Origin of the sequence: Salinarimonas chemoclinalis (genome assembly GCF_041514305.1) — a bacterium.
GTDB classification, from domain to species: domain Bacteria; phylum Pseudomonadota; class Alphaproteobacteria; order Rhizobiales; family Beijerinckiaceae; genus Salinarimonas; species Salinarimonas chemoclinalis.
Map to the genome: position 1 here is coordinate 159,420 of NZ_JBGMWH010000006.1, position 25,058 is coordinate 184,477.

The following is a 25,058-nucleotide window of genomic DNA, read 5'->3' on the forward strand; positions in this document are numbered from 1 at the left end:
GTCAAGCCACTCGTCGAGCGAAGCGCGACCGACTCACGTGCGGCTCCAGGTCCGCTGGAGATCGACGTCCTCATCACCCCCGAGAAACTCCGCGATGCGCGGCGGTCGGATGGGACATCGGAGCCACAGCGCGCGCGTGTACGCTCGAACCATCCCGCGAGTGCCGGCAACTGACTTCAGGCGTGATCCCTGAGATCGAGTGACAGGAGCATACGGCTTCCGAACGGAGGATGCTCGACCCTCACCTTGTAGCCACTGCCGTCCGGATCGACCGACGGTTGGACGCTCAAGACCTCGTCGGGTCGGCTCAGTATGTTCATCTCGTCCGCTTGGACGAACCGGATGGCGGGCTCACGAATGAACTGCCCGCCCCGCGCTCGGAGAGATATCTCGATCAGTTCCGTCGGCTTGGCGATGTCGAAAGAGAAGGTCTCCGCGTCGTCGAGGTCGCAGTCGAGCGCAGGCATCTCGTACGTCAGCTCCAGATCGACTTCCTCCGAGATCCGGCCCTTCCGTGGCAAGGATTCCTGAAGAGGTGCCTCCAGCAGGAAGACGAGTTCCTCACCGACCTGCCGTCGCGCCAGATGATTCCCCTTGCCATTCGGCTGCGCATCTCCAGCCGGGTCATCGCCGGCATCGTGGCGCATCGTGTCCGACGATTCGACCGACGTTCGCTGCAACTCTTCATAGGTGATCAGCATCATCTTGATCAGCCTGCCGGCCTGAACCCCATCGGGTAGACGCGCCTCCCAACGGCGAAGGCGGACGTGTGTCACGGGAATCCGGATCAACTGCCGTACCTCGCGGCGTCGCGCGCTGAAGCGAATGGTCCAGGTTTCGGTGACCACGCACCCGCTCGCATCGATGTCGATCGTCCGCTTCGTGACGACGAGGCCGAAATACGATTCGAGGCGCTCGAGCAGCTGCGTGCTGCCGACGACGATTCGCTCCTCCTCGTCGAGTTCGAGGGCTTTCGCGATGACCGTCGAGAGTTTCACGCTGGGCTCGCCGATCCGGAGACGGCCCAGGCGTATGCTCGCACGGGCCAGATGCGGCGCGAGCCAGAGCAGCGTGAAGCCGATCCCTCGACGTTCGGCGAGCACCTGCGGCAGCAGCTGGCTCACCCAGAACGGCAGCAGTGCGCTGACCACGATGGCGGTGGCGACGTGCCCGAGCACCAGCACGAACACCGATCCGAGCAGCATGTCTGCGATGGCGAGCGCGACCGGCTGTTCCCATTGCGCCCGCGCGTCGCCTGCGAGGGACCCGAGCAGCGCGGCGACGGACGCCCCCGTCGGATCGAACGGCAAAGACTGGAAGAGCAGCGCGATGCACACGATCGCCGTGATCGCGAGCAGCTCCCGGCCCGACTTGAACGCCGTCTCCTCGTCGCGGAGCTTGCCGACCAGCTTCTTGATGCGCCGCCTCTCGGTGTCCTTGAGCGCGCGGCTTTCGTCGACGAACCGATGGAGGCTGTCGGCGTCGGCCGCCAGCAACTGCGTCGCAGCCGTCTGCAAGCCTTCGAGAAGGAAGACGAAGTAGAGCAGAGCGATGAGCCCCGCGATCCAGCCGAGCGACCAGGTGGTCTCGGCGATCGCGAAGATCGCCCGCGACAAGAAGACGGCGGCGCACAGTGCGAGCACCATGCTCCAGAAGACGAGACTTCCCTTCCCCATCAATGCCCCCGCCAGAGATGCCGGCCCGACGGGGACCCGTACCACGCATTGCTGATGCGGCAAACGGAAGCTTCGCAGCATTCGGCAGTCGGCGCGAGCCGGCTGCCGCCACGCTCACCCCTTCCCCGTCCGCGCCCGCAGCTCGTCGATGCGCTTCGACGCCTCCGCCTTGTCGAGCCGCGGGTCGTAGAGCTCGGGCGCGTGCGCCTGCTCCGACAGGGTCTTCAGGTACGAGGCCTGGGCGCCGGTCATCGGCTCGTGGCCGGTGACCCACTCCTCCGGATCCTTCTCCTTGTTGTCGGCGGGCGGCGTCTGCTTTGGGTTCCCCTCGGGGTTCCGCTCGGGGTTCTGCACCTCGGGGGGATCCTCGTGCGCGCCGCGGGCGTGGTCGTTCTGTGAAGGCATGCGGGTTCTCCGTCGTGATGTCGCTCTCGGACGAGCTCGTTCTCGTTTCGTCCGCCAGAGAACGGTGCCCGCTCCCCGCGGTTCCCGCGCGGCGCCGGCCGCGGACGTTTTGCGCCCGCGGACCGCTCCTGCTAGAGGTCGGGGGCGCAACCGGAAGCCGCCCGCCCATGTCGACCGTCATGCCCGCCTCGGACACGCCCCGCCTCCTCGTCGTCGACAACTACGACAGCTTCACCTGGAACCTCGTTCACCTGGTGAGCCGGTTCACGCGCGCCATCGAGGTCGTGCGCAACGACGTCGTGAGCGCGGACGCGATCCTCGACGGCGGCTTCGACGCGATCGTGCTCTCCCCCGGGCCGTGCACGCCCAACGAGGCGGGCGTCTGCCTCGAGGTGGTGGAGAAGGGAGCCGGCCGGGTTCCGATCTTCGGCGTCTGCCTCGGCCTGCAGACGATCGGGCAGGCCTTCGGCGGCGCGGTCGTGCGCGCACCGCTGCCGATGCACGGCAAGACGAGCCGCGTGCAGCACACCGGGACGGGGCTCTTCGCCGGCTGCGTGCAGGACTTCACCGCGACGCGCTACCACTCCCTCGTCGTCGACCGCGACACCTGCCCGGACGTGCTCGAGGTCACGGCGCACACGCGGGACGGCCAGATCATGGCCGCCTCGCACCGGACGCTTCCCGTGCACGGCGTCCAGTTCCACCCCGAGAGCATCCTCTCGGAGCACGGCGAAACCATCCTCGGGAACTTCGTCGACCTCGCGAGAGCCTGGCGCAACGGGTGACGGACGCCGCGGCGTCCGCCTCGGGAACCCGGATGTGGCTCGAAGCTTATCCTGCCGAGACCATCCGAACCGAGGTGTATCCATGCTCACGCGCCGCTCGCTCCTGAGCGCGGCCGCGGCGACGGTCGCCGTCGCTCCGTCCCTCCCCGTGCTCGCCCAGACCACCGGCTGGTACACCGGCTACATGCCCGACGAGCCCTACGACATCCCCTTCGTCGACCCGCGGCTGATGCCGGCGCACCTGCGGCTCACGCAGGTCGTCTACGATGGCCCGGAGCGCCCGGGCACGATCATCGTCGACACGGCGGACAAGCATCTCTACCTCGTGCGCGACGACGGCACCGCCTGGCGCTACGGGATCGGCGTGGGGCGCGACGGGTTTTCCTGGTCCGGCACGGCCCGGGTCGGGCGCAAGGCGCGCTGGCCGGGCTGGACGCCCCCCGCCGCCATGCGCCGGCGCCAGCCCGAGCTGCCGTCCCACATGGAGGGCGGGGTCGACAACCCGCTCGGCGCCCGCGCGCTCTACCTCTACGAGGGCGGCCGCGACACGCTCTACCGCATCCACGGGACGAACGAGCCCTGGTCGATCGGCGAGGCGGTGTCCTCCGGCTGCATCCGCATGCTCAACCAGGATGCGCTGCACCTCTACGAGCGCGCCGAGATCGGCGCGACCGTGAAGGTGAAGCAGAACGTCGGCGGCTTCTACGCCCTGGCGCCGGACGTCGAGCCCGCGGCGCCCGCGCCGTCGCGGCGGGCGCTGTTCACGAGCCTGTTCTGACGAGGGAGCCGCCCTCAGAACCCGAGCTGGAACGTCACACCGCTCCGCCCGACCCCGTGCTGGCGCACGGCGGCGCGGGCGCCGCGGCCGAACTGGAACAGGCCGTAGCTGTTGCCCGCGCCGCTCTGCTCGAGCGTACCCACGTGCCCCGTACCCTCCTGGTGCACGATGCCGAGATGCCCGCGCCCGTCCTGGAGCAGGCCCGCCGCGTTGTCGCGCCCGCGCTGGGTGATGCGGCCGTTCGCGTCGATGTCCTTGGCGATGCCGTAGATCGCGAGGCCGGCGGCCAGGAGCCGTCCGGCGTTCCCGTCCGGGTTCGCGGTGACGCTGAGCGTCCCCCCGGCGAGGGCCGGACCGCCGGCGAGGGCGGCGGCGAGGAAGCCGGCGGCGGCGAGGCCGCGGCGCGCGCGGGTCGTGAAGATGCGGGTCGTCAGCGTGCGGGCCATCGTGTCGTCTCCGTTCGGTCGAGCGTGAAGCGGCATCGTCAACCGCGCGGGGTGACCGCGCGGCAGGCGGCGCGGCGGCCGCCGGCATCGATCTCGAGGCGCGCCTCGAAGCGCGCGGAGGACGAGAGCGACACCTGCCCGAGCCGGGCCGTCTCGCCGGCGGCGAGGGTGAGAGCGCCGCCCTGCGCGATGTCGCTGCGGCTCCCCGCGCCGCGCCCCTCGACCACGAAGTCCCAGTCGCCGCGAGCGGCGCGATCGGAGCGGACGACCGGCTCGAGGACGAGGAGCCCGCCTGCGCGGCTCGTGCGGATCTCGCAGGTGAGACCGGGGGGCGTCCCGCCGGCGGCGTTGGCGCCGAGCGACGCGGCGAGGGGGCCGAGCGCGCTGAGCGCGACTGCGGCGGCGGCGGCCAGCTTCGCGGTGGTCGTGGTCATGGCGGTCGTCCTTCCGATCGCGGGATCAATTGCAGGTCTGGACGAAGGCGGAGACGTTGCCGCTCCCGTTCTGGACGACCTCCCCCGCGCAGCCGCGGCCCACCTGGACGCCGGCGACGATGTTGCCGTTGCCGTCCTGGGTCACGACGAAGGAATGGTCGCTGCCGAACTGCCCGACGCCGGCGGCGTTGTCGCGCCCGCGCTGCCACGTGTCGGCGTGGTTGCGAAAGCCGTTCTGGCCGATCGCGGCGGTGTTGCGGCGGCCGTTCTGGCGGGCGGTCGCATCGTTGAAGCGCCCCTCCTGGAACACGCCGATGCGGTTGCGCCAGCCCGTCTGGTCGCCGCCGGCGCCGTGGCCGTGGCCGTACTGCCGGATGGAGATCTCGTTGGCGGAGGCGGGCAGCGCCGCCGCGGAGGCGGTCGCGATCACGACGAGGGCTGCGGCGAGGGTCTTGCGGAAGGTGGTCATGTGCGGGTCTCCTCCGTTGCGGGGCCGCCGTTCGTCCGGCGTGTCCGAGGTGTAGAGGAGCGCCGCGGAACGCGACTTGAACCACGCGTTCAGGCAGGATTCATGTCCGCGAACGCGCGAAGGGCGCGCGGGGCGCCCCGCCCCGCGCGCCCTTCGGCGCCATGCGTCTCGCGTCGCCTCAGGCGGCGCGCACCCGGCTCACGAAGGCGTCCATCGCCGCGCGCAGCGCGGTCGAGCGCTGCTGGAGCGTGCCCGAGGACGTCTCGACCAGCTCGGAGAGCTCGCCCGTGCGGGTCGCCTGGCCGGAGACCTCGCCGATGGTGCGGCTGACGTCCTGCGTGCCGGAGGCCGCCTCCGCCACGTTGCGGGCGATCTCGCCGGTCGTCGCGTTCTGCTGCTCGGCGGCGGCGGCGACCGTGTTCATCCGCTCGGTGATGGCGCGCACCTTCTCGGCGACCGCCGCGGCGGCCTCGATCGAGGCCTGGGCGGCCCCGCGCATCTCGGCGATCTGGCCGGCGATCTCCTCGGTCGCCTTGCCGGTCTGGTCGGCGAGGGACTTCACTTCCGCCGCGACGACGGCGAAGCCCTTGCCCGCCTCGCCCGCGCGGGCGGCCTCGATCGTGGCGTTGAGCGCCAGCAGGTTCGTCTGCGCGGCGATCTCGGAGATGAGCTTCGTCACGTCGCCGATGCGCTGGACCACGCCGTTGAGGTTGGAGAGCGCCGCGTTCGAGCGCTCGACGTCGCCCGCGGCCTGGACCGCCATCTCGGAGGAGGCGTTCACCTGGCTCGAGATCTCGTTGATGGAGGCGGACATCTCCTCGGCGGCCGAGGCGACGCCGCGGACGTTGGCGGCGGTCTCCTCGGAGGCGCTGGAGGCACCCACAGCCTGCTCGGTCGTCTGCGCGGCGATGCCCGACAGGGTCGCCGCGGCCTCGGAGAGGCGGGCGGTCTCGGCCTGCATCTCGTCGGAGAGCTGGAGCACGGAAGCCTCGAACTCCTGGGCCAACCGCGCCATCTCCTCGCGGCGGCGCTGCTCGGCGCGCTCGCGCTGCTCGGCCGTCTCGGACTCGAGCGCGCGGGTGCGCACCAGGTTCTCGCGGAAGACGCCGAGCGCCGAACCCATGCGACCGATCTCGTCCCGACGGGTGGTGGCGTCCACCTCGGCGTCGAGATCGCCCTCGGCGAGGCGCTGGGTCGTGTCGGCGAGCCGCGCCAGCGGGCGCGAGATCGTGGCGAAGTTCATGTAGGCGAGCGCCAGCGCCACGGCTGCGATCAGCAGCGAGGCACCCAGCCCCATCGCCTTCACGGTGGAGAGCGCCGCCTCCTGGGCCGCGACCAGCGTGTCGCTCAGCGCGATCGTGTCGGCTTCGACCGCCTTGATACCCTCGACCGCCGCCTGGAACTGGCGATCGGCCTCGACCGTGCTCGCCACGGCACGGGCGAGGTCGACGGTGATCGGGTCGCGCATGCGCTCGACCTGGGGACCGGCATAGGCCTCGCGCCAGGCGTTCCAGCCCTGCTCGGCCTCCCGCGCCTTCGCGGCGAGCGCCGGCGCGAGGACCTGCGCCTCGGCGGTGAGCTCGACGAAGACGGCGCGCGTCGTCTCGACCCCGGTCTCGAATTCCCCGAGCCGGTCGCGGTCGCCCGAGACGATGAAGCTCTGCAACGCGAAGGCCTGGCCGAGGACGGCGCCCTCGATGGCGCGGGCGTCGGCCATCAGCTCCTGCGCCTCGCGGGCCCGCTCGATGGCGTCGCCCGCGACGCTCGCGCGGTCGAACGAGACGAGGCCGGCGGCGACGCCGACGAGGGCGAGCCCGACGAAGGCGGCCAGGCCCTTCTTGGTGACGGAGAGATCGTTCAGCATGGGTTCTGTCCGGGTCCTCGGGTTCAGCCGCCGACGAAGCCGTTGCGGCGCATCAGCTCGGTGAGGTTGATCTCGACGGTGGCGGAGCCGATCGGCGTCGTGCGGGACGCGTCGGTGACGGTCAGGTTGAGCTGGGCGCGCCAGATCCGCATCTCCTCGTCCCACTCGGGCTCGTCGATGAAGACGGCGTTCGGACCGAAGGGGAAGGTCTTCTGGTACTTCGCTTCGTCGCCCTGCCAGTAGTCGGAGGTGATCGCGCTCTGGCCGACGTTGAGACCATAGGCGTCGGTGACGAAGACCTCGACGAACAGGCCCAGCGCGCCGGCCTGGACGCGGGTGAGATAGACCGAGAGAGGGGAGGAGAGCGTCGCGGCGATCAGCGGCTTGTCCGCCGACGCGCGCTCCTCGACCCACTGCGCGTCGAGCGCGGTGATCCGGGCGGCGTCGATGCCGGCGTAGCGCTCGTTCTGGCTTTCGACGGAGAGCCGCACGATCTCCTGCTCCAGCCAGGAGCGGACGTCCGCGATCACGGCGTCGTCGATGAGCAGGTCCGCGCGGGGGGGAGAGCCTTGGGCGAGGGCCGGGGTCGAAGCCGCGCCGGCGGCGAGCAGGGCGAGGCCGAATGTCTGGGCGCGCATTGTCGATTTCTCCGTGTAGATGCTCAAATGTTAGTCCCATCATCTGAATGGAGATTTAAGAGAAATGGATACGTGCGTAGGTATTTCAGCAATCGCTGCTACTTTGGATGATTTCGGAGGGGGATGGCCGCATTAATTTTCATTCTGGATAGATCTCCCGTCGAAAAACTCGCCACCCAAACCGGTAATGTGCATGAATGGAATGATTGAAACCTCAGGCGCGTCCTCCCGGAGCGATCGAGAGGGGCGGTCGCTCCGATCCGGAACGAAAACACCCGCCCGGGAGGCGGGGCGGGTGTCGCGGGGAGCGGCGGTGAGGGACGGCTCCACGGGGACGCCGTGGCGCCGCGTCAGGGGCGCGCGCGCACGAAGACGGCGGCGTGGGGGTCCCGGTGGATCTCGCGCCAGCCGGCGGCGTCGGCGAGCCGCCGGTCGAGGAGCGTGCCGGTCGAGGTGAGCGCCCAGCCGACGGCGTGGCGGTCCGCCATCGCGGTGAGCGCGGTCGCGTCGGCGGTCTCGAGCGCCGCGTGCACGGCATGCATGAAGCCGTCGATGAAGAGCTGGTCGGAGCGCCCGTCGATGAAGGTCGGGACGCCTTCCAGGATGAGGAAGCCGCCGAGCGGGTAGTCGTTGAGGACCGGCGTGCCCGCCGAGCCCGCCGCGCGCGCCGCCTCCAGCGCCGCGACGGGCGTCACCCGGGGGTGCGGCGCCATCGACGCGCGGGGCAGGAGCAGGGCCGCGACGAGGGCCGCGGTGAGGACGCCGGCGACCGCCGGCCGCGTCGTGCGGGTCGGCGCGCCGCGCGGGGGGGCCGCGAGCCCGGGCCGGAGCCGCGCCAGCGGATCGGCCAGCACGACGAGCGCCACGATGGCGAAGTCCGGCACGAAGCGCTGGTGCTGGACCGCCATGTACCCGCACACCAGCACGATCGCGCCGCGGACGAGCCCGGCGCGCGGGTCGCGCAGCCCGATGGCGCCCACCGCGATCGCCGCCCCCGCGAAGGCCGGCAGCACGAACCAGTGCGTTCCGAGCGGCTCGAGCGGCTGCCACTCGCCGATGTAGAGCACGGCCTCCTTCGCCTCGAAGACCGAGATCGCGACGAGGAGCGGCGTCGCGCCGTAGGGCGTCACGGTGGTGCAGGCGACGGCGAGAAGGCCGAAGCCGGCCCAGGAGAGCGCGAGCCGCACCCTCTCGGCCGCGGGCGCGCGCGCGAGGGCCTCGAGCCCCAGCAGGCCCGCGAGGCCGATCGCGAGGGGAAAGCTCGCGTGCATGTTCGCCCAGGGGATCATCAGGAGCGCCAGGGCGAGCGGAGGCGCACGCCCCCGCTCGACCGCCCGCGTCACGCCGACGAGCCAGCCGATCATCAGGAGGTGCGCGAGGACGTGCGGACGCGCGAGCGAGCCGAACATCACCAGGAACACGCCGACGAGGAAGGCGAGGAGCGCGACGCGCGGCTCGAGGCGGCGCATCAGGAAGGCCAGCAGCCAGGAGACCTTGGCCGCGATGGCGACGCTGGCGAGGAACGCGACGCCCGGCCAGCCCGCCGCGAGATGCGCGCCGCCGAGCAGGACCTGCGAGATCCACTCCTTGGCGATCCAGGGCTCGCCCAGGAAGGTGTGCGACCAGAGGTCCGCGCGTGGCCAGGTGCCGGTCGCGAGGATGTGCCGCCCGATCGCGACGTGCCATTGCGTATCGGGATCGCCGAGCAGCATCGGCGCACGCAGGAGCTCGACGAGGAGGCACGCGGCGAAGGCGAGGGCCGGGTAGAGGAGCGTCTTGTCGAGGCCGAGCGGCAGCGGCCGGTCGGCGGCGGCGAAGGCGGGGCTCGTGGGCTGCATGGGCGTCGCCTAGCGGGTGTGGGGCGTCGTCAGTGCCCTCGCGAAGACGAGGCGCGACAGCGCCAGCGCGTTCGCGGCGGGGATCGCGATCGCCACGGCGAGGAAGCTCGCCGACGGCGGCGCGCCGACGACGTCGGTCAGCACGATGGGGATCGCCAGCGCCGCGCCCCACCCCGCCGCCGTCAGCACCGAGAAGCGCCATGCGGCCTCGCGATGCGGGCGCGTCGAGCGGAAGGTGAAGCCGCGGTGCGCGAGGTAGGAGAACGATGCCGTGACGGCGTAGGCGCCGATCGAGGCGCCGGCGGCGGGCAGGCCGAGCCGCGCCTCGCCGACGAAGGCGAGCGCGAGGTAGAGGCCGGTCGAGACGCCGCCCACGGCGAGGAGCCGCACGAGCGGGGTGCGGGCGAGCCGTGAAGTGGCGGCGACCACGCCCCTCACGCCCGCCCCCAGGCGACGTATTGCGCGCCGAGCGGCAGGCGCGCCAGACGCCGCTCGATCGCACGCGCCCAGGGCGCGGCGGTGGGGGCGAGGAGGATGTGCGCGCTCTCGACCGCCTCGCATCCCGCCTGCGCCAGCAGCGCGCGGGCGCGCCGCGCACCGAGGAGCACGGCGTCCCGGTCGAACGGGCAGCGCGCCACCGCGAGCCGCGTGCCGGGGTTGAGCGGGTTGTGCTCGACGAGCACGACGAGCCCGCCGGGACGCACCACGCGGCGCATCTCGGCGACGAACCCCGGCCAGCGCGCGGGCGGCACGTGATGGACGACGCAGGTGGCGAGGGCGACGTCGACCGAGCCGCCCTGCACGGGGAGGATCTCGCCGTCGCTCTCGCGATAGTCCGCGAAGGGGTTGTCCCGCCGCGCCCGCGCCAGGCTCTCCGCGGAGACGTCCGTGCCGACGAGGCGCCCAACGATGGGGCCGAGGAGCGGATGCAGCCGCCCGACCCCGCAGCCGACGTCGAGGAGGTCGGGCGCGCGGTCCCCGAAACGGCGCGCGAGCAGGCCCGCGAGGAAGTCCGCCTTCGCCGCGAGGAAGAAGTCGTGCGACAGGCCCGAGAAGGCGATGGAGCGCGCGACCTCGGCCTCGTAGCTCTCGCGATAGGTGTCGAAGGAGGCGTTCATCGGGCGGCCTCCCGCGGCGTCGTCGCCGCTCCGGCGTCGCGCGCGTTCTCCAGGTTGACCGTGCGCCCCACCACGTAGAGCGGGCGGCCCTTCACCTCGTTGTGGATGCGCCCGACATAGAGCCCCACGACCCCCGTCGTGATCAGGTTGACGCCGGAGAGGAAGGACAGGATGACGGCGAGCGAGGCCCAGCCGGGCACCAGCGCCGCGTCGAGGAAGCTCAGCACGACGACCCATCCGCCGTAGCCGAGCGCACCCGCCGAGACCGCGAGGCCGAGCCAGAGCACGAGCCGCAGCGGCGCGTCCGAGAAGCCGACGATGCCGTCGAAGGCGAGCCGCATCATCTTGCGCATCGAGTACTTGGTCTCGCCCGCCACCCGCGCCAACCGACGGTAGGGCACGGCGGCCTGGCGAAAGCCCATCCAGCCGAACATGCCGCGCACGAAGCGGTCGCGCTCGGGCATCGCCTTGAAGGCGTCCACCGCCTTGCGGTCGACGAGGCGGAAGTCGCCGACGTTGCGCGGGATGTCGACGCGGGTGAGCCGCGCGAGCAGCCGGTAGAACAGGCTCGCCGTCCACAGCTTGAGCCGGCTCTCGCCGGCCCGCGAGACGCGCTGGGCGTAGACGATCTCGTAGCCCTCGCGCCACTTGGCGACGAGGTCGTGCACGACCTCCGGCGGGTCCTGCAGGTCCGCGTCCATGACGACGACCGCCTCGCCGCGCGCGACGTCCATGCCCGCGGTGATCGCGATCTGGTGCCCGAAGTTGCGCGACAGCGCGAGGTAGCGCCAGCGCGGGTCGTCCTTCGCCTTGCCGGCGGCGAGGATGCCCGAGCGGTCCCGGCTACCGTCGTCGACGAGGATCACCTCGGCGGGCCCGTCGAGCGTCTCCATCAGCCGTCCGAGCCGGTGGAACAGGATCGGCAGCGCCAGCTCCTCGTCGAAGAGCGGGATCACGAAGGAATAGCGCGGTGTGGCGCTCGATGTCTCGCCTCCGGCGACGCGCGTCGGCACGATGGGGCCTCCCCGGGTTCTGGGCCGCGGCGGATTAGGGGGGAGGGGGCGTTAGGAAAGTCTCAGCGGGTCGGGGTCGGGCGCGGGTAGGGTTAAGGCGAGGTTGAAAGGGGCGGCCGCCGGCTCTCGCCTGCGCATGCGGGATGCGCGACATCTTGGATGCAGGCTCGCGCGAGCGGCATCGACGAACCACCGAGGATGTGCCACATTCACGCCACAAAAGACTATCTGGGGGCGGACGACACATGCGTATCTCGGTTGCGATCCTGGCGGCGGCCGTGCTGGCGGGCTGCGCCTCGCGTGCGAGCGACATCACGGCGGCCTACGTCTCGCCGCTGACCTACGAGAGCTACACCTGCGACCAGCTCCGCGAGGAGGCGACACGGGTCTCCTCCCGCGCGATCGCCGCGACCGGCGCGCAGAACCAGCGCGCCTCGAACGACGCGGTCGCCACCGGCGTCAGCCTCATTCTGTTCTGGCCGGCGGCCTTCCTGGTGCGCGGCGACGGCGCCCAGGCGGCCGAACTCGCCCGCCTGAAGGGCGAGATGGACGCGATCGAGCAGGTCTCGACCCGCAAGCGCTGCGGCATCGAGTTCCAGCGCACCCCTCAGCCGGTGGCGACGCCGGTGATGGAGCGGGGGTGAGGAAGCTGCGGCTTCTCGCATCTGGCGAGCATGCTGATCGCGGTGCAAGGTGGTGCAAATGGGTATCAAGCCTAGGTCTTACTCGATAAGTTTATTTAGTTCGCAGTTTCCGGCGCACATGCATCTGAACGTTATGCAGAGGCATGATATTACTTGGGATCAGTTAATCTGGTCAGCTCTAAGCATCGGGCGGCCGGGAAGACAGCAACTCGCTCTGCAGAATAAATCCGATTACTACGAAGCATTATTCCGATGCTCGCTATTGTGGATGGCTATTGAACAGAAAGGATTTAGCTATTACAGGACGGACGCTTTTAAGACGCTTGATCCGACCGAAAAAGGTTCAGTAAACTATTTTATTGGAATGACCGTCTGTAAATTGTTTGCGGCCCTGATTCTCCGCACGCCCCATACACTTCATATTGATGCGTTCCCCGGCATGGTCAGATTGGCTGGTCGCTCTCGGCCAGATCTATTTGGCCAGGATGTTTGGAATAGAAATTGGCGTGTTTTTGAGGCGAAGGGTCGGGGCTCTTTGCCTTCTGCAGACGACAAACTAAAAGCAAAGCAGCAAGCTCAGCGAGTTGTTGACATAAATGGTCAGCTACCTGATCTCAACGTCGCCGGAATTTCATACTTCCGCGGGGATATCCTTACTTACACATGGAGCGATCCGTCGCCAAAGGGTGAACTGAGCCTTTCAGTACCAGAAGGTGCGTGGAGGCTCTGCTTTTCCTGTTTCATGCCCTTCTTATCTGAGGTGCTCGGTGTCGGTACCGCCGAAAATCCGCGAATGGTTGATGTTCCGGCGATCGATGTGAAAATGGGGGTGCACCCCAAGGTTGGGGCTGAGTTGAGGCGCGGGGACTGGCGCGGCGCGATTGACAGCGCGCACGAACTCCAAGCCGAATTCAAAGAACTCGGCTTTATGCCAGATGGGGTCAGGATCTCTGCCGGAGACAGGTGGAAATTACCCCGCCCCATGTCCGAAAGCTAGCCCCTCATCTTTCCTCACGCCGCGTCCGCATGCTCCTGCTTGATGAACGCGATGCGCACCATGTTCGTCGCGCCGGGGGTCCCGAAGGGCACGCCGGCGACCACGATGATCCGCTCGCCCACCTTGGCGAGGCCGGTGCGGACGGCGAACTTGCAGGCGCGGAAGGTCATGTCGTCGACGTCGTGGGCGTCGCGGGTGATGATCGGGTGGACGCCCCAGCCGAGCTGGGCGCGCCGGGCCGCGCCGCGGCTGGGGGTGAGCGCCACGATGGTCGAGTTCGGCCGCTCGCGGGCGATGCGCAGGGCGGTGGCGCCCGACGAGGTCCAGGCGCAGATGACGTTGATGCCCAGCGTGTCGGCGATGCGGTGCGCCGCCGCCGCGATGGCGTCCGAGCCGGTCGCCTCGGGCTCCGCCTGCTGCGAGGCGATGATCGTCCAGTAGAGCTCCTCCTGCTCCACCTGCGTGGCGATCCGGTCCATGGTGGCGACCGCCTCGATCGGGAACTGCCCCGCCGCGCTCTCGGCGGAGAGCATCACCGCGTCGGCGCCCTCGTAGACGGCCGTCGCGACGTCGGAGACCTCCGCGCGGGTGGGGACGGGGGCGGTGATCATCGATTCGAGCATCTGCGTCGCCACGATCACCGGCTTGCCGAGGCGGCGGGCGCCGCGCGTGATGCGCTTCTGGATGCCGGGCACCTGCTCGAGCGGCATCTCGACGCCGAGATCGCCGCGCGCCACCATCAGCGCGTCGGAGATCTCCATGATCTCGTCGAGGCGCTGGAGGGCCTGCGGCTTCTCGATCTTGGCGAGCACCTGGGCGCGCCCGCGGGTGACCTTCTTGACCTCGGCGATGTCCTCGGGCCGCTGCACGAAGGACAGCGCCACCCAGTCGACGCCGATCTCCATCGCCGCCTCGAGGTCCGAGCGGTCCTTGGGCGTCATGGCGGAGACGGGGAGCTGGGTGTCGGGAAGCGAGACGCCCTTGCGGTTCGAGATCGTGCCGCCGACGACGACGCGCGTCACCGCCTTGCGGCCGGGCTCCGCGTCCTCGACGACGAGGCGCAGCTTGCCGTCGTCGATGATGACGACGTGCCCGGGCTCGAGCGCGGAGAGGATCTCCGGATGGGGCAGGTGGACGCGGTGCGCGTCGCCGGGGCGCGGATCGTCGTCGAGGACGAAGCGGTCTCCGGCCAGGATCTCCGCGCGGTCGCCGGAGAAGGTGCCCACGCGCAGCTTCGGGCCCTGGAGGTCGACGAGCACGGGCACCGGCGTGCGCACGCGCTCCTCGACCTCGCGCACCATCTCGACGCGCGCGCGCAGGTCGTCGCGCGAGAGATGGCTCATGTTGATGCGGAACATGTCCGCCCCGGCCTCGTGCAGCCGGCAGGCCATCTCGACCGTGCTGGACGCGGGTCCCAGGGTGGCGACGATCTTGGTACGTCTCGATCGCGTCATCGCAGAGCGGCTCCGGGTCTGTCTGGATCGGTGAGCTGAATGGTCCAGCTGCGCTGCTGGCCGGTGTCGACTTCGAAGAAGCCGTTGCGGTCGAAGCCGCGGGCGAGGCAGTCCTCGACGCCGCGGATGGTGAACTCGCGCTCGCGCGTGCACATCTGCGTGCGCCCGCCCCACTCGCCGCCGCGGTCGTAGTCGATCGCGTAGACATAGTAGAAGCGCGAGGCCAGGACGCCCTCGAGCAGGGTCTCGCAGGCGCGCGGATCGAGATTCCACCAGCCCTCGGTGATCCAGCCCTCGGCGTCGCGATGGCCGACCGCGATGCCGACGCGCGAGCCCGTCATGTTGCACAGGCGCAGGTCCGCCGCCGCCGGCCGCGCCGCGAGCGTCGTCGCGAGCGAGGCGAGGGCGCAGGCGGCGAGGAGGCGTGCGGCGCGTGCGCGGACGCGCCGCTCAGTCGACGAGGATGATGCGGCAGTCATTGACGTTCGTGCGGGTGGGGCCGGGGGCGTGCAGATCGGAGAGGGCCTCGAAGAAGGAGGTTGAATCGTTTTCGTCCAGAAAGCGCGCGGCGTCCAGGCCCTTCGCGCGGGCACGGGCCAGGGTGGTCTCGTCGACGTGGGCCCCCGCCGGGTCGGTGGCCGCGCCGGAGCCGCCGTCGGTCCCGTCGGTGTCGCCGGCGAGCGCGCCGATGCCGGGCGTCTCCTCGAGCGCGAGCGCGAGGGCGAGGGCGTATTCCTGGTTGGGCCCGCCACGCCCGCCGCCGCGGATCGTCACCGTCAGCTCGCCGCCCGACAGGATGGCGACGCGCCGCCCCGCCGCCTTCTCGGCGCGGGCGCGGGCCGCGTGGGCGCGGGCGACCTCGCGCGCCTCGCCCTCGACGTCGGCCCCGAGCACGATCGGCTCGTACCCGGCCTCGTGGGCGGCCCGCGCGGCGGCCTCGATCGCCTCGGCGGGGCGGGCGATCACGGTGAAGCGCGTGCGCGCGAAGCAGGCGTCGCCGGGCTTGGGCGTCTCGTTGGCGGGGTCCTCCAGCAGGCGCCGCGCCGCGTCGGGGAGCGCGAGGCCGTACCTCGCCACGACGGCGCGGGCGTCCGCGCTCGTCGTCGGGTCGGGCACGGTGGGGCCGGACGCGATGGTGGCGGGGTCGTCGCCGGGCACGTCGGAGATCGCGAAGGCCTCGAGCCGGGCGGGGGCGGCGAGGGCGGCGAGGCGCCCGCCCTTGATCAGCGACAGGCGCTTCCTCACGCAGTTGATCTCACCGATCGAGGCGCCGCAGCGCAGGAGCGCCTTCGTCACCGCCTGCTTGTCCGCGAGCGTCAGGTCGCCCGCGGGCGCGATCCAGTTGGCCGAGCCGCCGCCCGAGATCAGCGCGAGAACGAGGTCGTCCTGCCCGGCGGCGCGCGCCAGCTCCAGCGTCTCGCGGGTGGCCGCGACGCCCGCCTCGTCCGGCACCGGATGGCCGGCCTCGACGACGCGGATCGGCCCCGCGTCCTCGGCGTAGCCGTGGCGGCACACGGCGAGCCCGCCGATCCGATCGCGCGCGACGCCGGCCCTCGCGTAGTGCGCCGCGGCGGCCGCGGCGAGGCTCGCTCCGGCCTTGCCGGTGGCGAGGACGAGGATGCGCCCGCGGGGCGAGAGCGGCGGCAGGTGCGCGGGCAGGCACGTCGCGGGATGCGCACGCGCCACCGCGGCGGCGAAGATCCGCTCGGCATGCGCGCGGCGTGCGGCGGCGTCGGTCGTCCCTGCTCCCATCGGCATCCTCCCGCTGCGGACGCTTTGCGCGCTTCTCGAAGGTTCTCTTTCCTTCCTTATGCCTTTTCAGCCGCGGGGTCATCCGCCATATCGTGGGCACGACGTCTCATCCGCAGACCATCACGCTTTCGAGGGCCAACTTCATGCGCTTCTCAGACCTGGACCCCGCGACCCGCACCGAGCTCGAGGCCGCCGCCTTCCGCCGCCTCCTCGCCCACCTGGCCTCCCGGCCGGACGCGCAGAACATCGACCTGATGAATCTGGCGGGGTTCTGCCGCAACTGCCTGTCCAACTGGCTCAAGGACGCCGCGGACGCGCGCGACGTCGCGCTCACCAAGGAGGAGAGCCGCGAGGCCGTCTACGGCATGCCCTATGACGAGTGGAAGGCGACGCACCAGGCGGAGGCGACGCCCGAGCAGAAGGCGGCGTTCGAGAAGGCGCAGGGCGGGCACTGAGCCGGCGCGTGCAGAGGCGCGCGGCTGTGTCTCCCCCGCTCTTGCCAGAGCCCGCGCGCTTCTCTATCGCAACCGCCTCGTCTCGCGTGCCGCCTCCGGCACGCCGCTTCCGTTTGCATCACGAGAGGACACCGCCATGGTCGCCGACGTCGCCGATTCCGGGGTAGCCGCCGACGAGCTGCGCCAGTTCATCGAGCGCATCGAGCGGCTCGAGGAGGAGAAGGCCGGCATCCAGTCCGACATCAAGGACGTGTTCGCCGAGCTCAAGGGCCGCGGCTTCGACGCCAAGGCCGTGCGCCAGATCCTCAAGATCCGCAAGAAGGACGCCTCCGAGCGCCAGGAGGAGGAGGCGATCCTCGAGCTCTACATGCAGGCGCTCGGGATGGCGTGAGCCGGCCCGCGATTGTGCACCGAGGCATCGTTCCCGCGCTTTCGCGCTTCCCTCGCAAGCCCTCCTTAACCATGGCCGGGCATGATGACTCCCGTTCAACCCCGCGCGGGAGGCGCTCATGTTCGGCTCGGGCCGTCCCTCGATCATCTTCACGACGCTCAAGATCGTGATCGTCGTCGGCGCGCTGAGCTGGGTCGCCGCCGACTGGGTGTCGCAGGGCTTCGACCGCGACGCGCTGGCCCGGCTCGCCTCGGACGGCGAGCGCGGGCGCGAGCCCCTGATCACGGGCTCGCTCGGGCTCGACCGGGTGCGGCTCGACCCGTGCGGCGACGAAGCGCCCCGCTGAGCCGGCGTCCGCGTTCGCTCAGGTCGCCGCCAGCCAGGCCGCGAGCGCGGCCTCGACCCGCTCCGGTCGCTCGAGCGTCGAGAGATGACCGCAAGCGGGCACGCGCGTGAGCGTCGCCCACGCGATCGCCTCGGCCATCTCCTGCGCGACCTCCGGCGGCGTGATCGCGTCGCTCTCCCCCACCAGCACGAGGGTCGGCATCTCGAGGGTCGGGAGCCGGGGGCGCTGGTCCGCACGCGCCATGATGGCCCGCTGTTGGCGGGCGAAGGCATCGGGCCCGACCGCGCGGGCCATGCCCGAGACGATCGCGCGCAGGGCCGCGTCGCCGAGCCGGTCCGGCGCCGGCAGGCGCTGCCAGAGCAGGTCGATCACCTCCTCGAACCGCCCCGCCTCGGCGAGGGCCACGAGCCGCCGGCGCGTCTCGCTCGCCTCGGGCGCGTCCGGGCGCGCGCTCGTGTCGAGGAGCGCGAGGCGGCGCACCCGGTCGGGCGCGCGGCGCGCGACCTCGAGCGCGACGTAGCCGCCCATCGACAGCCCGACGAGGGAGAGCGCTCCCTCCGGCGCGTCGGCGAGGAGCCGCTCGGCCATCGCGTCGATCGTGTCGTCGCGGGTGGTGTCCGCGACCTGCGTCGTCCCGTGCCGCGCGAGCATCGGCATCTGCGGCGCGAACAGCGCCTGCGTGCACAGGAGACCGGGAATCAGGACGAAGTGTTCCATTTCGGCCTCCGCGTGGCCTGCAAACGATTGACAAGGTGTTTCGAGCACCTATGGTCCCCTCGCACGGCCGCCGCCTCACGGGCGGGCGGATGTCGAGAAGCCCGCCCCTTTCGTCGCCGTGCGGGGCGAGCACGTCAAGAAAGCGGCACGTCCGCGAGAGTTCTCCATCTTCATGTCCTTCGATGAACTCGGGCTGAGCGACAAGGTCCTGCAGGCCGCCGGCGCTGCGGGCTACTCGCAGCCGACCCCGATCCAGACCCAGGCGATCCCCCACGTGCTCGCCCGGCGCGACGTGCTCGGCATCGCCCAGACCGGCACCGGCAAGACGGCGGCGTTCACGCTGCCGATGCTCACCATGCTGGAGACCGGGCGCGCCCGGGCGCGGATGCCGCGCACGCTCATCCTCGAGCCGACGCGCGAACTCGCGGCGCAGGTCGAGGAGAACTTCGTCCGCTACGGCGTCAACCACAAGCTCTCGGTGGCCCTGCTGATCGGCGGCGTGTCCTTCGGCGACCAGGACGTGAAGATCACGCGCGGCGTCGACGTGCTCATCGCGACGCCGGGGCGCCTGCTCGACCATTTCGAGCGCGGCAAGCTGCTGCTCACCGGCGTCGAGCTCCTCGTCATCGACGAGGCGGACCGCATGCTCGACATGGGCTTCATCCCCGACATCGAGCGGATCGTGAAGCTCACGCCCTTCACCCGCCAGACGCTGTTCTTCTCCGCGACGATGCCGCCGGAGATCCAGCGGCTGTCGGACAAGTTCCTGTCGAACCCGGTGAAGGTCGAGGTGGCCCGTCCGGCCTCCGCCGCGCAGACGATCACGCAGCGCCTCGTCTCCACCGGCGCCGACCCGGCCGCCAAGCGCGAGACGCTGCGCGGGCTGATCCGCGAGGCGGTCGACCTGCAGAACGCGATCATCTTCTGCAACCGCAAGCGCGACGTCGCGGTGCTCCATCGCTCGCTCCAGCGCCACCATTTCAACGCGGTGGCGCTGCACGGCGACATGGACCAGCGCGCCCGCATGCTGGCGCTCGAGTCGTTCCGCACCGGAGAGGCGACGATCCTGGTGGCGAGCGACGTCGCCGCCCGCGGGCTCGACATCCCGATGGTGAGCCACGTCTTCAACTACGACGTCCCGCACCATGCGGAGGACTACGTCCACCGCATCGGCCGTACGGGCCGAGCGGGCCGCTCGGGGGCGGCCTTCACGCTCGTCGCGCCCGGCGACGAGAAGTCGCTGACGGCCATCGAGAAGCTCATCGGCAACGAGGTCGTCTGGTCCGGCCCGACGACCGCGGAGGCCGGGCACGCTCCGGCGCGTCCGTCCCGCGAGCGCGCGCGCCGCGGCGGCGGACGGGGCGAGGCGGAGGAGGCTCCCTCGCGCTCGCGCCGCGGCGGACGTCGCGAGAGCGGCGAGACTCGCGCCACCGAGCCGCAGGCGGCCCGCGCGACCGCGCGCGCGCAGGAACGCGCACCGGAACGCACGCCGGAACACAAGCAGGATCGTACGCCGGAGCGGGCGCAGGACCGCGCGCCGGACCGCGCGCCTCGGCGCGATGCCGAGCGTGCGCCTCGCCGCGACGCCGAGCGCGCCGCACGTCCGACCCGTGGCCGCGACCGCCGCGAGGAGGAGCAGCTCGATACGCCGAGCTTCGGGGATCACATCCCGGCCTTCCTCTTGCGGCCGGCCGTGATCAAGTCGAAGAAATAGAATTTCGCCAGGCGGAGCATTAACCGACTTTTCGTTGTTTGGACCCAGTCTGCCTTCCCGGGGCCGACGCGCCGCCAGACTATCGGTTGTGCGCCTTGCGGGATGGAACAGATGACGGCAGCTGTCGAGGATCTCGAACGGACGTTCCAGGTAGGGCAGCGCGCCCTGGAACTGATGAAGACCTACGGTTCGTCGGCGAGCCCACGCTCGTACGAGGTCTGGTACACCTACGTCACCGGGCAGAAGCCGGTGATCAACGACGCCATCAAGCGTATCGCCGCCCAGAGCGGCCACGTGCGCGACGACGACGTCGCCTCTCTCTTCGACGAGCATCTCGCGCCCCAGCGCTTCGCCCAGGAGGCGGAGAAGGCCGGCGCCACCGTGATCGGCGAGATCGACGAGGTGATGGAGATGCTCGAGATGGCGCTCGGCTCCACCGCCAAGTACGGCGAATCGCTCGAGGCCTTCTCCAACGATCTCGCGATCACCATCGACAAGCGCCGCATCCGCGAACTCGTCGCCGCCCTCGTCACCGCGACGAAGGACGTCGGCGCGACGAACAAGACGCTCGAGGCGCGCCTGCGCGAGACCCGCGGCGAGATCGAGGTCCTGCGCGAGACGCTGGAGGCCGTGCGCATCGAGTCGCTCACCGACCCGCTCACCGGCATCGCCAACCGCAAGCACTTCGAGGAGATGCTGGTCAAGACGCTCGACCAGGCCATCGTCGAGCGCGCGCCGCTGGCGCTGATCGTCATCGACATCGACCACTTCAAGCGCTTCAACGACAGCTACGGCCACCTCACCGGCGACCAGGTGCTGCGCCTCGTGGGCATGACCATGCGCGAGCAGGTCAAGACCAAGGCGACGCTCGCGCGCTTCGGCGGCGAGGAGTTCGGCATCATCCTGCCCGACACCACGGTCGACACCGCCCGTGCCGCCGCGGAGCGCGTGCGCACGAGCGTGATGAGCCGCGAGCTGGTGAAACGCTCCACCGGCGAATCGCTGGGCAAGGTGACGATCTCGGTGGGCTGCGCCGGCATGCGCAAGGGCGACACCGCGGTGTCTCTGCTCGAGCGCGCCGACCAGTGCATGTTCACCGCCAAGCGGGCGGGCCGCAACCGCACCGTCTGCGACACCGACGACGATTTCGCCGGCAGCCACGAGATGCCTCAGGCCGAGGTCGCCTGAGCCGCGGCAGCGGCACTCCTCACGCCCCCTGCACCACGATCACGATCTCGCGCCGATGCGGCCTGTCGCGGTGCTCGACGAGATAGACCCCCTGCCACGTCCCGAGCGCGAGTTTCCCGTCGACGACGGGGATCGCCAGCGACGCGCCCGTCAGCATGGCGCGGACGTGGGCGGGCATGTCGTCGGGCCCCTCCGCCCCGTGGCGATAGGGAGCGTCTCGCGGGGCGATGCGATCGAGCGCGTCGACGAGGTCGCGGCCGACGTCGGGGTCGGCGTTCTCCTGGATCGCGAGCGAGGCCGAGGTGTGGCGGCAGAACAGCGTCGCGAGCCCGTGCGCGATGCCGCTTTCGCGCACGCAGGCGCGCGCCTCGCGGGTGACTTCGACGAAGCCCGGGCCGGGGGTCTCGACACGCATCGAGAACAGCGCCTGGCGCGTCGCCGCGTCCGCATGGAGCGCCCGTGGTGCGCCGATCTCGCCGCGTCTTTCCGCCATCCGCGTCGCCTCTCCTCTCCTGCGCCGATCCGCGAGCGAGCCTAGCGCGCCGGAGACCCGCGGGTCGACCCCCGAGGGGCGATCCCGCACGCCGTGCCGCGGAACCCGGTCCATCCCGCGCGTTTGGTTCGTGGCGGGACCGAGACGGGAGAAATCAATGAATGACGTCGTTCGCCACCTCGACGCATCGCTCGCGGGCGCGCAGCTCGCGCCGGGCGACCGTACGCCCGGTCCGGGCGGCGTGCCCACCGACCGGAGGACGCCCCCGCCGTCGCTGCCGCCGGGCGGTCGCCTCCCCGGCGAGGTCCCGCCTCTGCCGGAGCAGGACGGACCCGCCGACGACGACGGCGACCCGACCGTTCGCGACCCCGGCCGGCGGATGCCCCCGGACCACCTTCCCGGCGGGCCGACGAACCCGAACCCGCATCACGCCCGGGCATGAACGACCGGGCATGGACGACCGGGCGCGGCCGGTTGCGCGTCAGGCTCGGAAGCGGTGCGGAGCACGCACCGGCACAGGCCGGCGGCGGCGCTCCGGCCCGACCTGCGCGAAGAGGAGCGTGGTGAGCGCGAGTGCGCCGGCGATGGTCGCGATCGCGCCGGGGAGTGCGGATACGCTCGCTGCGGCGGTGGCCGCGGCGACGAGCGCCAGGACGAGGAACACGGCACTGAAGCGGGTGAGCAGATCGCGTGTCATCGGAGGCCTCCTGCGGTACGCGTAAACGCCCGCACCGTCCGATGGTTTCACGGCGAGGCTCTACCGACCGTGAAACCGATGCCGCGAATGCGAGAGAGCCGCGCGGTCTCCCGCGCGGCTCTCCTCTGCTCGGCTCTCCTGCTCGGCCTCACACCTTCTGCGAGACGGCCTGGCGGCGCGCTCAGCCGCTCGCGGCCTGGAGCGCGGCGCGGGTGATGCGGTCCGCACCGAGATCCTCGTCGCCGTCCACCGCGAGGAGTTGCGTCAGGCGCGAGCGAGCCCGGTTCACGCGGCTCTTGATGGTGCCCACCGCGCAGCCGCAGATGTTGGCGGCCTCCTCGTAGGAGAAGCCGGACGCGCCGACGAGCAGCAGGGCCTCGCGCTGGTCGGGCGGAAGCGTGGAGAGCGCTTCGCGGAAGTCCTCGAAGTCGAGGCGCGCGCCCTGTTCGGGCTGCGCCTTGAGGCGCGCGGCGTAGGAGCCGTCGGCGTCCTCCACCTCGCGGCGGCGCTTGCGGTACTCGGAGTGGAAGAGGTTGCGCAGGATCGTGAACAGCCAGGCGTTCAGATTCGTGCCGCGCTCGAAGCGGTCGATGTTCGACAGGGCGCGCAGGAGCGTGTCCTGCACGAGATCGTCGGCACGATCCACCTGCCCCGTCAACGAGATCGCGAACGCGCGCAAGCTCGGAACGGCCGCGAGCAGGGCGTCGCGCAGCGCCGGTTCCGGCTGGGTCATCGCGAGTTCTCCGTCTTGTCCTGTTTGTCGAGCTGCGCCAGCAGGTCCTTGAAGCGGTCTGGAACCGGCTGATCCATCAGCTCGGAATACATGGCCCGCAGCTGGTCGCCGATCCGCGACTGGATGGCCCGATCGAGCCGCGGATCGGACGCCGCCGATGCCGACCCCCCATCGTGCCCGCTCCCCGCGCGCGGCTCCCGCGCGCCGAGCTCGTGGACCCCCGTGCCCTTGTTGACTTTCATTCCGTGACCCTCATCCTCGAGGCGTGATAACGAGCGCTCGCGGGCCTCAACGTCCCGGGCGGGCGACGGGTTCCATCACCCGGGGCAGATCCGGGAACCTTTCGGCGCCGCGCGCGTTGAACGCGCACAGGACCAACGCCGAACCGGCGACTCCACAAGGGGATATGCATGTCGACAGCCCAGCTCGTCGTCCAGTACCTGCCGTACCTGCGCCGCTACGCGCGCGCGCTCACCGGCAGCCAGCAGGCGGGCGACGCCTACGTCGCCGCGACGCTCGAGGCGCTCGTCGGCGAGCCCGAGACGATCGATCGCCAGGGCAACATAAAGGCCGACCTCTTCCGCGTCTTCACCCGCATCTGGAACTCGCTGTCCGTGAACGGCCGCGCCGAGGGCGTCGAGCGCGACCTGCCGGCGGAGGCGCGGCTGGGCCAGATCACGCCGCTGCCGCGTCAGGCCTTCCTGCTCTCCTCGCTCGAAGGCTTCTCCGAGGAGGAATCGGCGCGCGTCCTCGCCGTGCCGGTCGACGAGGTGCGCGCGCTCGTGGAGGAGGCCGGCCGCGAGCTCGCCGCCGACATCGTCACCGACATCATGATCATCGAGGACGAGCCCCTCATCGCGATGGATCTCGAGGCGCTCGTCGAGGGCCTCGGCCACAACGTCACCGGCGTCGCGCGCACCCGTGGCGAGGCGCTGGCGCTCGCCGGATCGAAGCGGCCCGGCCTGATCCTCGCCGACATCCAGCTCGCGGACGGATCCTCCGGCCTCGATGCGGTGAACGACCTCCTCGACACGTTCCAGGTCCCGGTGATCTTCATCACCGCCTATCCGGAGCGCTTCCTCACCGGCGAGCGGCCGGAGCCCGCCTTCCTGATCGCCAAGCCGTTCCAGCCGGCGAACGTCTCGGCGGTGATCAGCCAGGCGCTGTTCTTCCAGCAGAGCGCGCACCGCAGCCGCCCCGAGCGCGCCTCGGCCTGAGGCGCGCCGCCGCGGACCCGCGAGAAACACACCGGCGAGAATCGGGGCCTCCGTTGGAGGCCCTTTTCGTGAGCGCCTCGCATCGCGGTTCGGGAGCCTGGCGTGCGGCGCCGGTCTGCGGCCCGAACGCTTCGGTGCGGGCCGCGATTGCGCGCGGTGCGGAGAGAAGGAGGCGGATCGGCCCGGCCGACCCGCCGCGAGTCGCCGGCCGGCCCCGGGGACTGCTGGGAGGACCCTCCGGCCGGGTGGCCGGCGAAGGTTCGCGATGGCGTATCGTTCCGATGGCGAAACCTTCTGCCCGATGAAGCTTTACCTTTCGGGGGCTCTACGACGGGAGCATGCCTTGGTCGCAGGCACCGAGAACATCGTCGCACCATTCTTCGGCTGCATCCTCCTCGCGGAGGACAGCGCGATCATCGCGCTCGACACCGCGGAGACGCTGACCGACCTCGGCTTCGAGGAAGTGCTCGTCGCGCGCGACGCCGCTGCGGCGCATGCGCTGCTCGCGGTACGGACGGACCTGCGCGCGCTCGTCCTCGATCTCGATCTCGACGGCGAGAGCGGCACGCCGGTGGCGCGTGCCGCCCGCGCGGCGGGCCTGCCCGTGGTGGTCGCCTCCGGCCACGCCGACCCCGGTCCCGACCCGGCGTTCGTCGGCGCACCGCTGTTGCGCAAGCCCTACACCCGCGATGCGCTGGCGCGGGCGCTGGCCCGGGCCCTCGTGCCCGCCTGAGCGGCACGGGCCGCCTGGAACATCCCGGCGCCGTCGCCGTTCCATGTTCCCGTGACCCAGACC

Annotated in this window: 31 protein-coding genes; 12 read left to right on the forward strand and 19 right to left on the reverse strand. The window is 71.0% G+C overall.

All coding sequences use genetic code 11. The annotated features are described in order from the left end of the window. Positions 1-176 precede the first annotated feature (176 nt). Together AB9M23_RS12495 and AB9M23_RS12500 are read right to left on the reverse strand one after the other, a co-directional pair. Positions 177-1,757, reverse strand: a complete 1,581-nt coding sequence (locus AB9M23_RS12495) for a hypothetical protein (protein WP_372424876.1) — start codon at positions 1,755-1,757, stop codon at positions 177-179. Between the two features lie 33 nt (positions 1,758-1,790). Continuing rightward, a complete protein-coding gene (locus tag AB9M23_RS12500) occupies positions 1,791-2,081 on the reverse strand; it encodes a DUF3072 domain-containing protein (protein WP_372424877.1) in 291 nt (96 codons plus the stop codon). 167 nt (positions 2,082-2,248) lie between these two features. On the opposite strand from AB9M23_RS12500, the gene AB9M23_RS12505 reads away from it, so the two are divergent. Beyond that, positions 2,249-2,866, forward strand: a complete 618-nt coding sequence (locus AB9M23_RS12505) for an anthranilate synthase component II (protein WP_372424878.1) — start codon at positions 2,249-2,251, stop codon at positions 2,864-2,866. A gap of 82 nt (positions 2,867-2,948) precedes the next feature. Next, positions 2,949-3,644 carry a L,D-transpeptidase gene (locus AB9M23_RS12510; protein WP_372424879.1) on the forward strand — a complete coding sequence of 232 codons (696 nt, stop codon included), beginning with the start codon at positions 2,949-2,951 and terminating at the stop codon, positions 3,642-3,644. Between the two features lie 14 nt (positions 3,645-3,658). On the opposite strand, the gene AB9M23_RS12515 is transcribed toward AB9M23_RS12510, so the two are convergent. From AB9M23_RS12515 to AB9M23_RS12555, 9 genes are all read right to left on the reverse strand, one after another. After that, positions 3,659-4,090, reverse strand: a complete 432-nt coding sequence (locus tag AB9M23_RS12515; protein WP_372424880.1) for a curlin — start codon at positions 4,088-4,090, stop codon at positions 3,659-3,661. Between the two features lie 38 nt (positions 4,091-4,128). Further along, a complete protein-coding gene (gene csgH / locus AB9M23_RS12520; RefSeq protein ID WP_372424881.1) occupies positions 4,129-4,524 on the reverse strand; it encodes a curli-like amyloid fiber formation chaperone CsgH in 396 nt (131 codons plus the stop codon). 25 nt (positions 4,525-4,549) lie between these two features. Continuing rightward, positions 4,550-4,993, reverse strand: a complete 444-nt coding sequence (locus tag AB9M23_RS12525; protein WP_372424882.1) for a curlin — start codon at positions 4,991-4,993, stop codon at positions 4,550-4,552. A 178-nt stretch (positions 4,994-5,171) separates the two neighbouring features. Continuing rightward, a complete protein-coding gene (locus tag AB9M23_RS12530; RefSeq protein ID WP_372424883.1) occupies positions 5,172-6,857 on the reverse strand; it encodes a methyl-accepting chemotaxis protein in 1,686 nt (561 codons plus the stop codon). 23 nt (positions 6,858-6,880) lie between these two features. Continuing rightward, entirely contained in the window at positions 6,881-7,495 is a 615-nt protein-coding gene (locus AB9M23_RS12535) for a hypothetical protein (RefSeq protein WP_372424884.1), read from the reverse strand. Between the two features lie 350 nt (positions 7,496-7,845). After that, the gene (locus AB9M23_RS12540) at positions 7,846-9,333 is read right to left on the reverse strand and encodes a hypothetical protein (RefSeq protein WP_372424885.1); all 1,488 of its coding nucleotides are present in this window, start codon (positions 9,331-9,333) and stop codon (positions 7,846-7,848) included. Between the two features lie 9 nt (positions 9,334-9,342). After that, complete coding sequence (locus AB9M23_RS12545; protein WP_372424886.1) at positions 9,343-9,762, reverse strand: GtrA family protein; 420 nt, start codon at positions 9,760-9,762, stop codon at positions 9,343-9,345. Between the two features lie 5 nt (positions 9,763-9,767). Next, positions 9,768-10,451: a class I SAM-dependent methyltransferase gene (locus tag AB9M23_RS12550; protein ID WP_372424887.1), complete on the reverse strand. Its 684-nt coding sequence runs from the start codon at positions 10,449-10,451 to the stop codon at positions 9,768-9,770. After that, positions 10,448-11,464: a glycosyltransferase family 2 protein gene (locus AB9M23_RS12555; protein ID WP_372424888.1), complete on the reverse strand. Its 1,017-nt coding sequence runs from the start codon at positions 11,462-11,464 to the stop codon at positions 10,448-10,450. Before AB9M23_RS12555 ends, AB9M23_RS12550 begins: the two co-directional genes overlap by 4 nt. Before the next feature lie 245 nt (positions 11,465-11,709). On the opposite strand from AB9M23_RS12555, the gene AB9M23_RS12560 reads away from it, so the two are divergent. After that, positions 11,710-12,108: a hypothetical protein gene (locus AB9M23_RS12560; RefSeq protein ID WP_372424889.1), complete on the forward strand. Its 399-nt coding sequence runs from the start codon at positions 11,710-11,712 to the stop codon at positions 12,106-12,108. Between the two features lie 58 nt (positions 12,109-12,166). After that, positions 12,167-13,105: a hypothetical protein gene (locus tag AB9M23_RS12565; RefSeq protein WP_372424890.1), complete on the forward strand. Its 939-nt coding sequence runs from the start codon at positions 12,167-12,169 to the stop codon at positions 13,103-13,105. 14 nt (positions 13,106-13,119) lie between these two features. Here AB9M23_RS12565 and pyk read toward each other — a convergent pair whose 3' ends face one another. The 3 genes from pyk to AB9M23_RS12580 are packed head-to-tail and all read right to left on the reverse strand — an operon-like array spanning position 13,120 to position 16,311. Then, complete coding sequence (pyk, locus tag AB9M23_RS12570) at positions 13,120-14,559, reverse strand: pyruvate kinase (protein ID WP_372424891.1); 1,440 nt, start codon at positions 14,557-14,559, stop codon at positions 13,120-13,122. After that, positions 14,556-15,038: a DUF1036 domain-containing protein gene (locus tag AB9M23_RS12575; RefSeq protein WP_372424892.1), complete on the reverse strand. Its 483-nt coding sequence runs from the start codon at positions 15,036-15,038 to the stop codon at positions 14,556-14,558. Before AB9M23_RS12575 ends, pyk begins: the two co-directional genes overlap by 4 nt. Then, positions 15,010-16,311, reverse strand: a complete 1,302-nt coding sequence (locus AB9M23_RS12580; protein WP_372424893.1) for a glycerate kinase type-2 family protein — start codon at positions 16,309-16,311, stop codon at positions 15,010-15,012. Before AB9M23_RS12580 ends, AB9M23_RS12575 begins: the two co-directional genes overlap by 29 nt. 143 nt (positions 16,312-16,454) lie before the next feature. On the opposite strand from AB9M23_RS12580, the gene AB9M23_RS12585 reads away from it, so the two are divergent. The 3 genes from AB9M23_RS12585 (at position 16,455) to AB9M23_RS12595 (ending at position 17,503) form a co-directional block, all read left to right on the forward strand. After that, positions 16,455-16,766 carry a DUF1244 domain-containing protein gene (locus AB9M23_RS12585; RefSeq protein WP_372424894.1) on the forward strand — a complete coding sequence of 104 codons (312 nt, stop codon included), beginning with the start codon at positions 16,455-16,457 and terminating at the stop codon, positions 16,764-16,766. A gap of 136 nt (positions 16,767-16,902) precedes the next feature. Then, on the forward strand, positions 16,903-17,157 hold the full coding sequence (locus AB9M23_RS12590; RefSeq protein WP_188910342.1) for a DUF2312 domain-containing protein: 255 nt from the start codon (positions 16,903-16,905) through the stop codon (positions 17,155-17,157). Positions 17,158-17,275: 118 nt separating this feature from the next. After that, positions 17,276-17,503 carry a hypothetical protein gene (locus tag AB9M23_RS12595; protein ID WP_372424895.1) on the forward strand — a complete coding sequence of 76 codons (228 nt, stop codon included), beginning with the start codon at positions 17,276-17,278 and terminating at the stop codon, positions 17,501-17,503. A gap of 18 nt (positions 17,504-17,521) precedes the next feature. Here AB9M23_RS12595 and AB9M23_RS12600 read toward each other — a convergent pair whose 3' ends face one another. After that, on the reverse strand, positions 17,522-18,220 hold the full coding sequence (locus AB9M23_RS12600) for an alpha/beta fold hydrolase (RefSeq protein WP_372424896.1): 699 nt from the start codon (positions 18,218-18,220) through the stop codon (positions 17,522-17,524). 172 nt (positions 18,221-18,392) lie between these two features. Between AB9M23_RS12600 and AB9M23_RS12605 the strand changes: the two genes are divergently transcribed. Continuing rightward, a complete protein-coding gene (locus tag AB9M23_RS12605) occupies positions 18,393-19,934 on the forward strand; it encodes a DEAD/DEAH box helicase (protein WP_372424897.1) in 1,542 nt (513 codons plus the stop codon). 111 nt (positions 19,935-20,045) lie between these two features. Then, on the forward strand, positions 20,046-21,122 hold the full coding sequence (locus AB9M23_RS12610) for a GGDEF domain-containing protein (protein WP_372424898.1): 1,077 nt from the start codon (positions 20,046-20,048) through the stop codon (positions 21,120-21,122). 19 nt (positions 21,123-21,141) lie between these two features. Here the strand turns inward: AB9M23_RS12610 and AB9M23_RS12615 are convergent, their stop codons facing one another. After that, on the reverse strand, positions 21,142-21,615 hold the full coding sequence (locus AB9M23_RS12615; protein WP_372424899.1) for a secondary thiamine-phosphate synthase enzyme YjbQ: 474 nt from the start codon (positions 21,613-21,615) through the stop codon (positions 21,142-21,144). A 157-nt stretch (positions 21,616-21,772) separates the two neighbouring features. Here AB9M23_RS12615 and AB9M23_RS12620 point away from each other — a divergent pair, with 157 nt between their 5' ends. Then, positions 21,773-22,057 (forward strand): hypothetical protein, encoded by a 285-nt coding sequence (locus AB9M23_RS12620; protein ID WP_372424900.1) that lies wholly within the window; start codon positions 21,773-21,775, stop codon positions 22,055-22,057. Positions 22,058-22,096: 39 nt separating this feature from the next. On the opposite strand, the gene AB9M23_RS12625 is transcribed toward AB9M23_RS12620, so the two are convergent. From AB9M23_RS12625 to AB9M23_RS12635, 3 genes are all read right to left on the reverse strand, one after another. Beyond that, positions 22,097-22,312 carry a hypothetical protein gene (locus AB9M23_RS12625; RefSeq protein WP_372424901.1) on the reverse strand — a complete coding sequence of 72 codons (216 nt, stop codon included), beginning with the start codon at positions 22,310-22,312 and terminating at the stop codon, positions 22,097-22,099. Positions 22,313-22,493: 181 nt separating this feature from the next. Further along, the gene (locus AB9M23_RS12630; RefSeq protein WP_029031441.1) at positions 22,494-23,045 is read right to left on the reverse strand and encodes a sigma-70 family RNA polymerase sigma factor; all 552 of its coding nucleotides are present in this window, start codon (positions 23,043-23,045) and stop codon (positions 22,494-22,496) included. Further along, complete coding sequence (locus AB9M23_RS12635; RefSeq protein WP_372424902.1) at positions 23,042-23,287, reverse strand: NepR family anti-sigma factor; 246 nt, start codon at positions 23,285-23,287, stop codon at positions 23,042-23,044. The genes AB9M23_RS12630 and AB9M23_RS12635 overlap by 4 nt, the downstream gene beginning before the upstream one ends. A 168-nt stretch (positions 23,288-23,455) precedes the next feature. Between AB9M23_RS12635 and AB9M23_RS12640 the strand changes: the two genes are divergently transcribed. Then, complete coding sequence (locus AB9M23_RS12640) at positions 23,456-24,262, forward strand: response regulator (RefSeq protein WP_372424903.1); 807 nt, start codon at positions 23,456-23,458, stop codon at positions 24,260-24,262. 343 nt (positions 24,263-24,605) lie between these two features. Further along, positions 24,606-24,995 carry a response regulator gene (locus AB9M23_RS12645; protein WP_372424904.1) on the forward strand — a complete coding sequence of 130 codons (390 nt, stop codon included), beginning with the start codon at positions 24,606-24,608 and terminating at the stop codon, positions 24,993-24,995. The last annotated feature ends 63 nt before the right edge of the window (positions 24,996-25,058 follow it).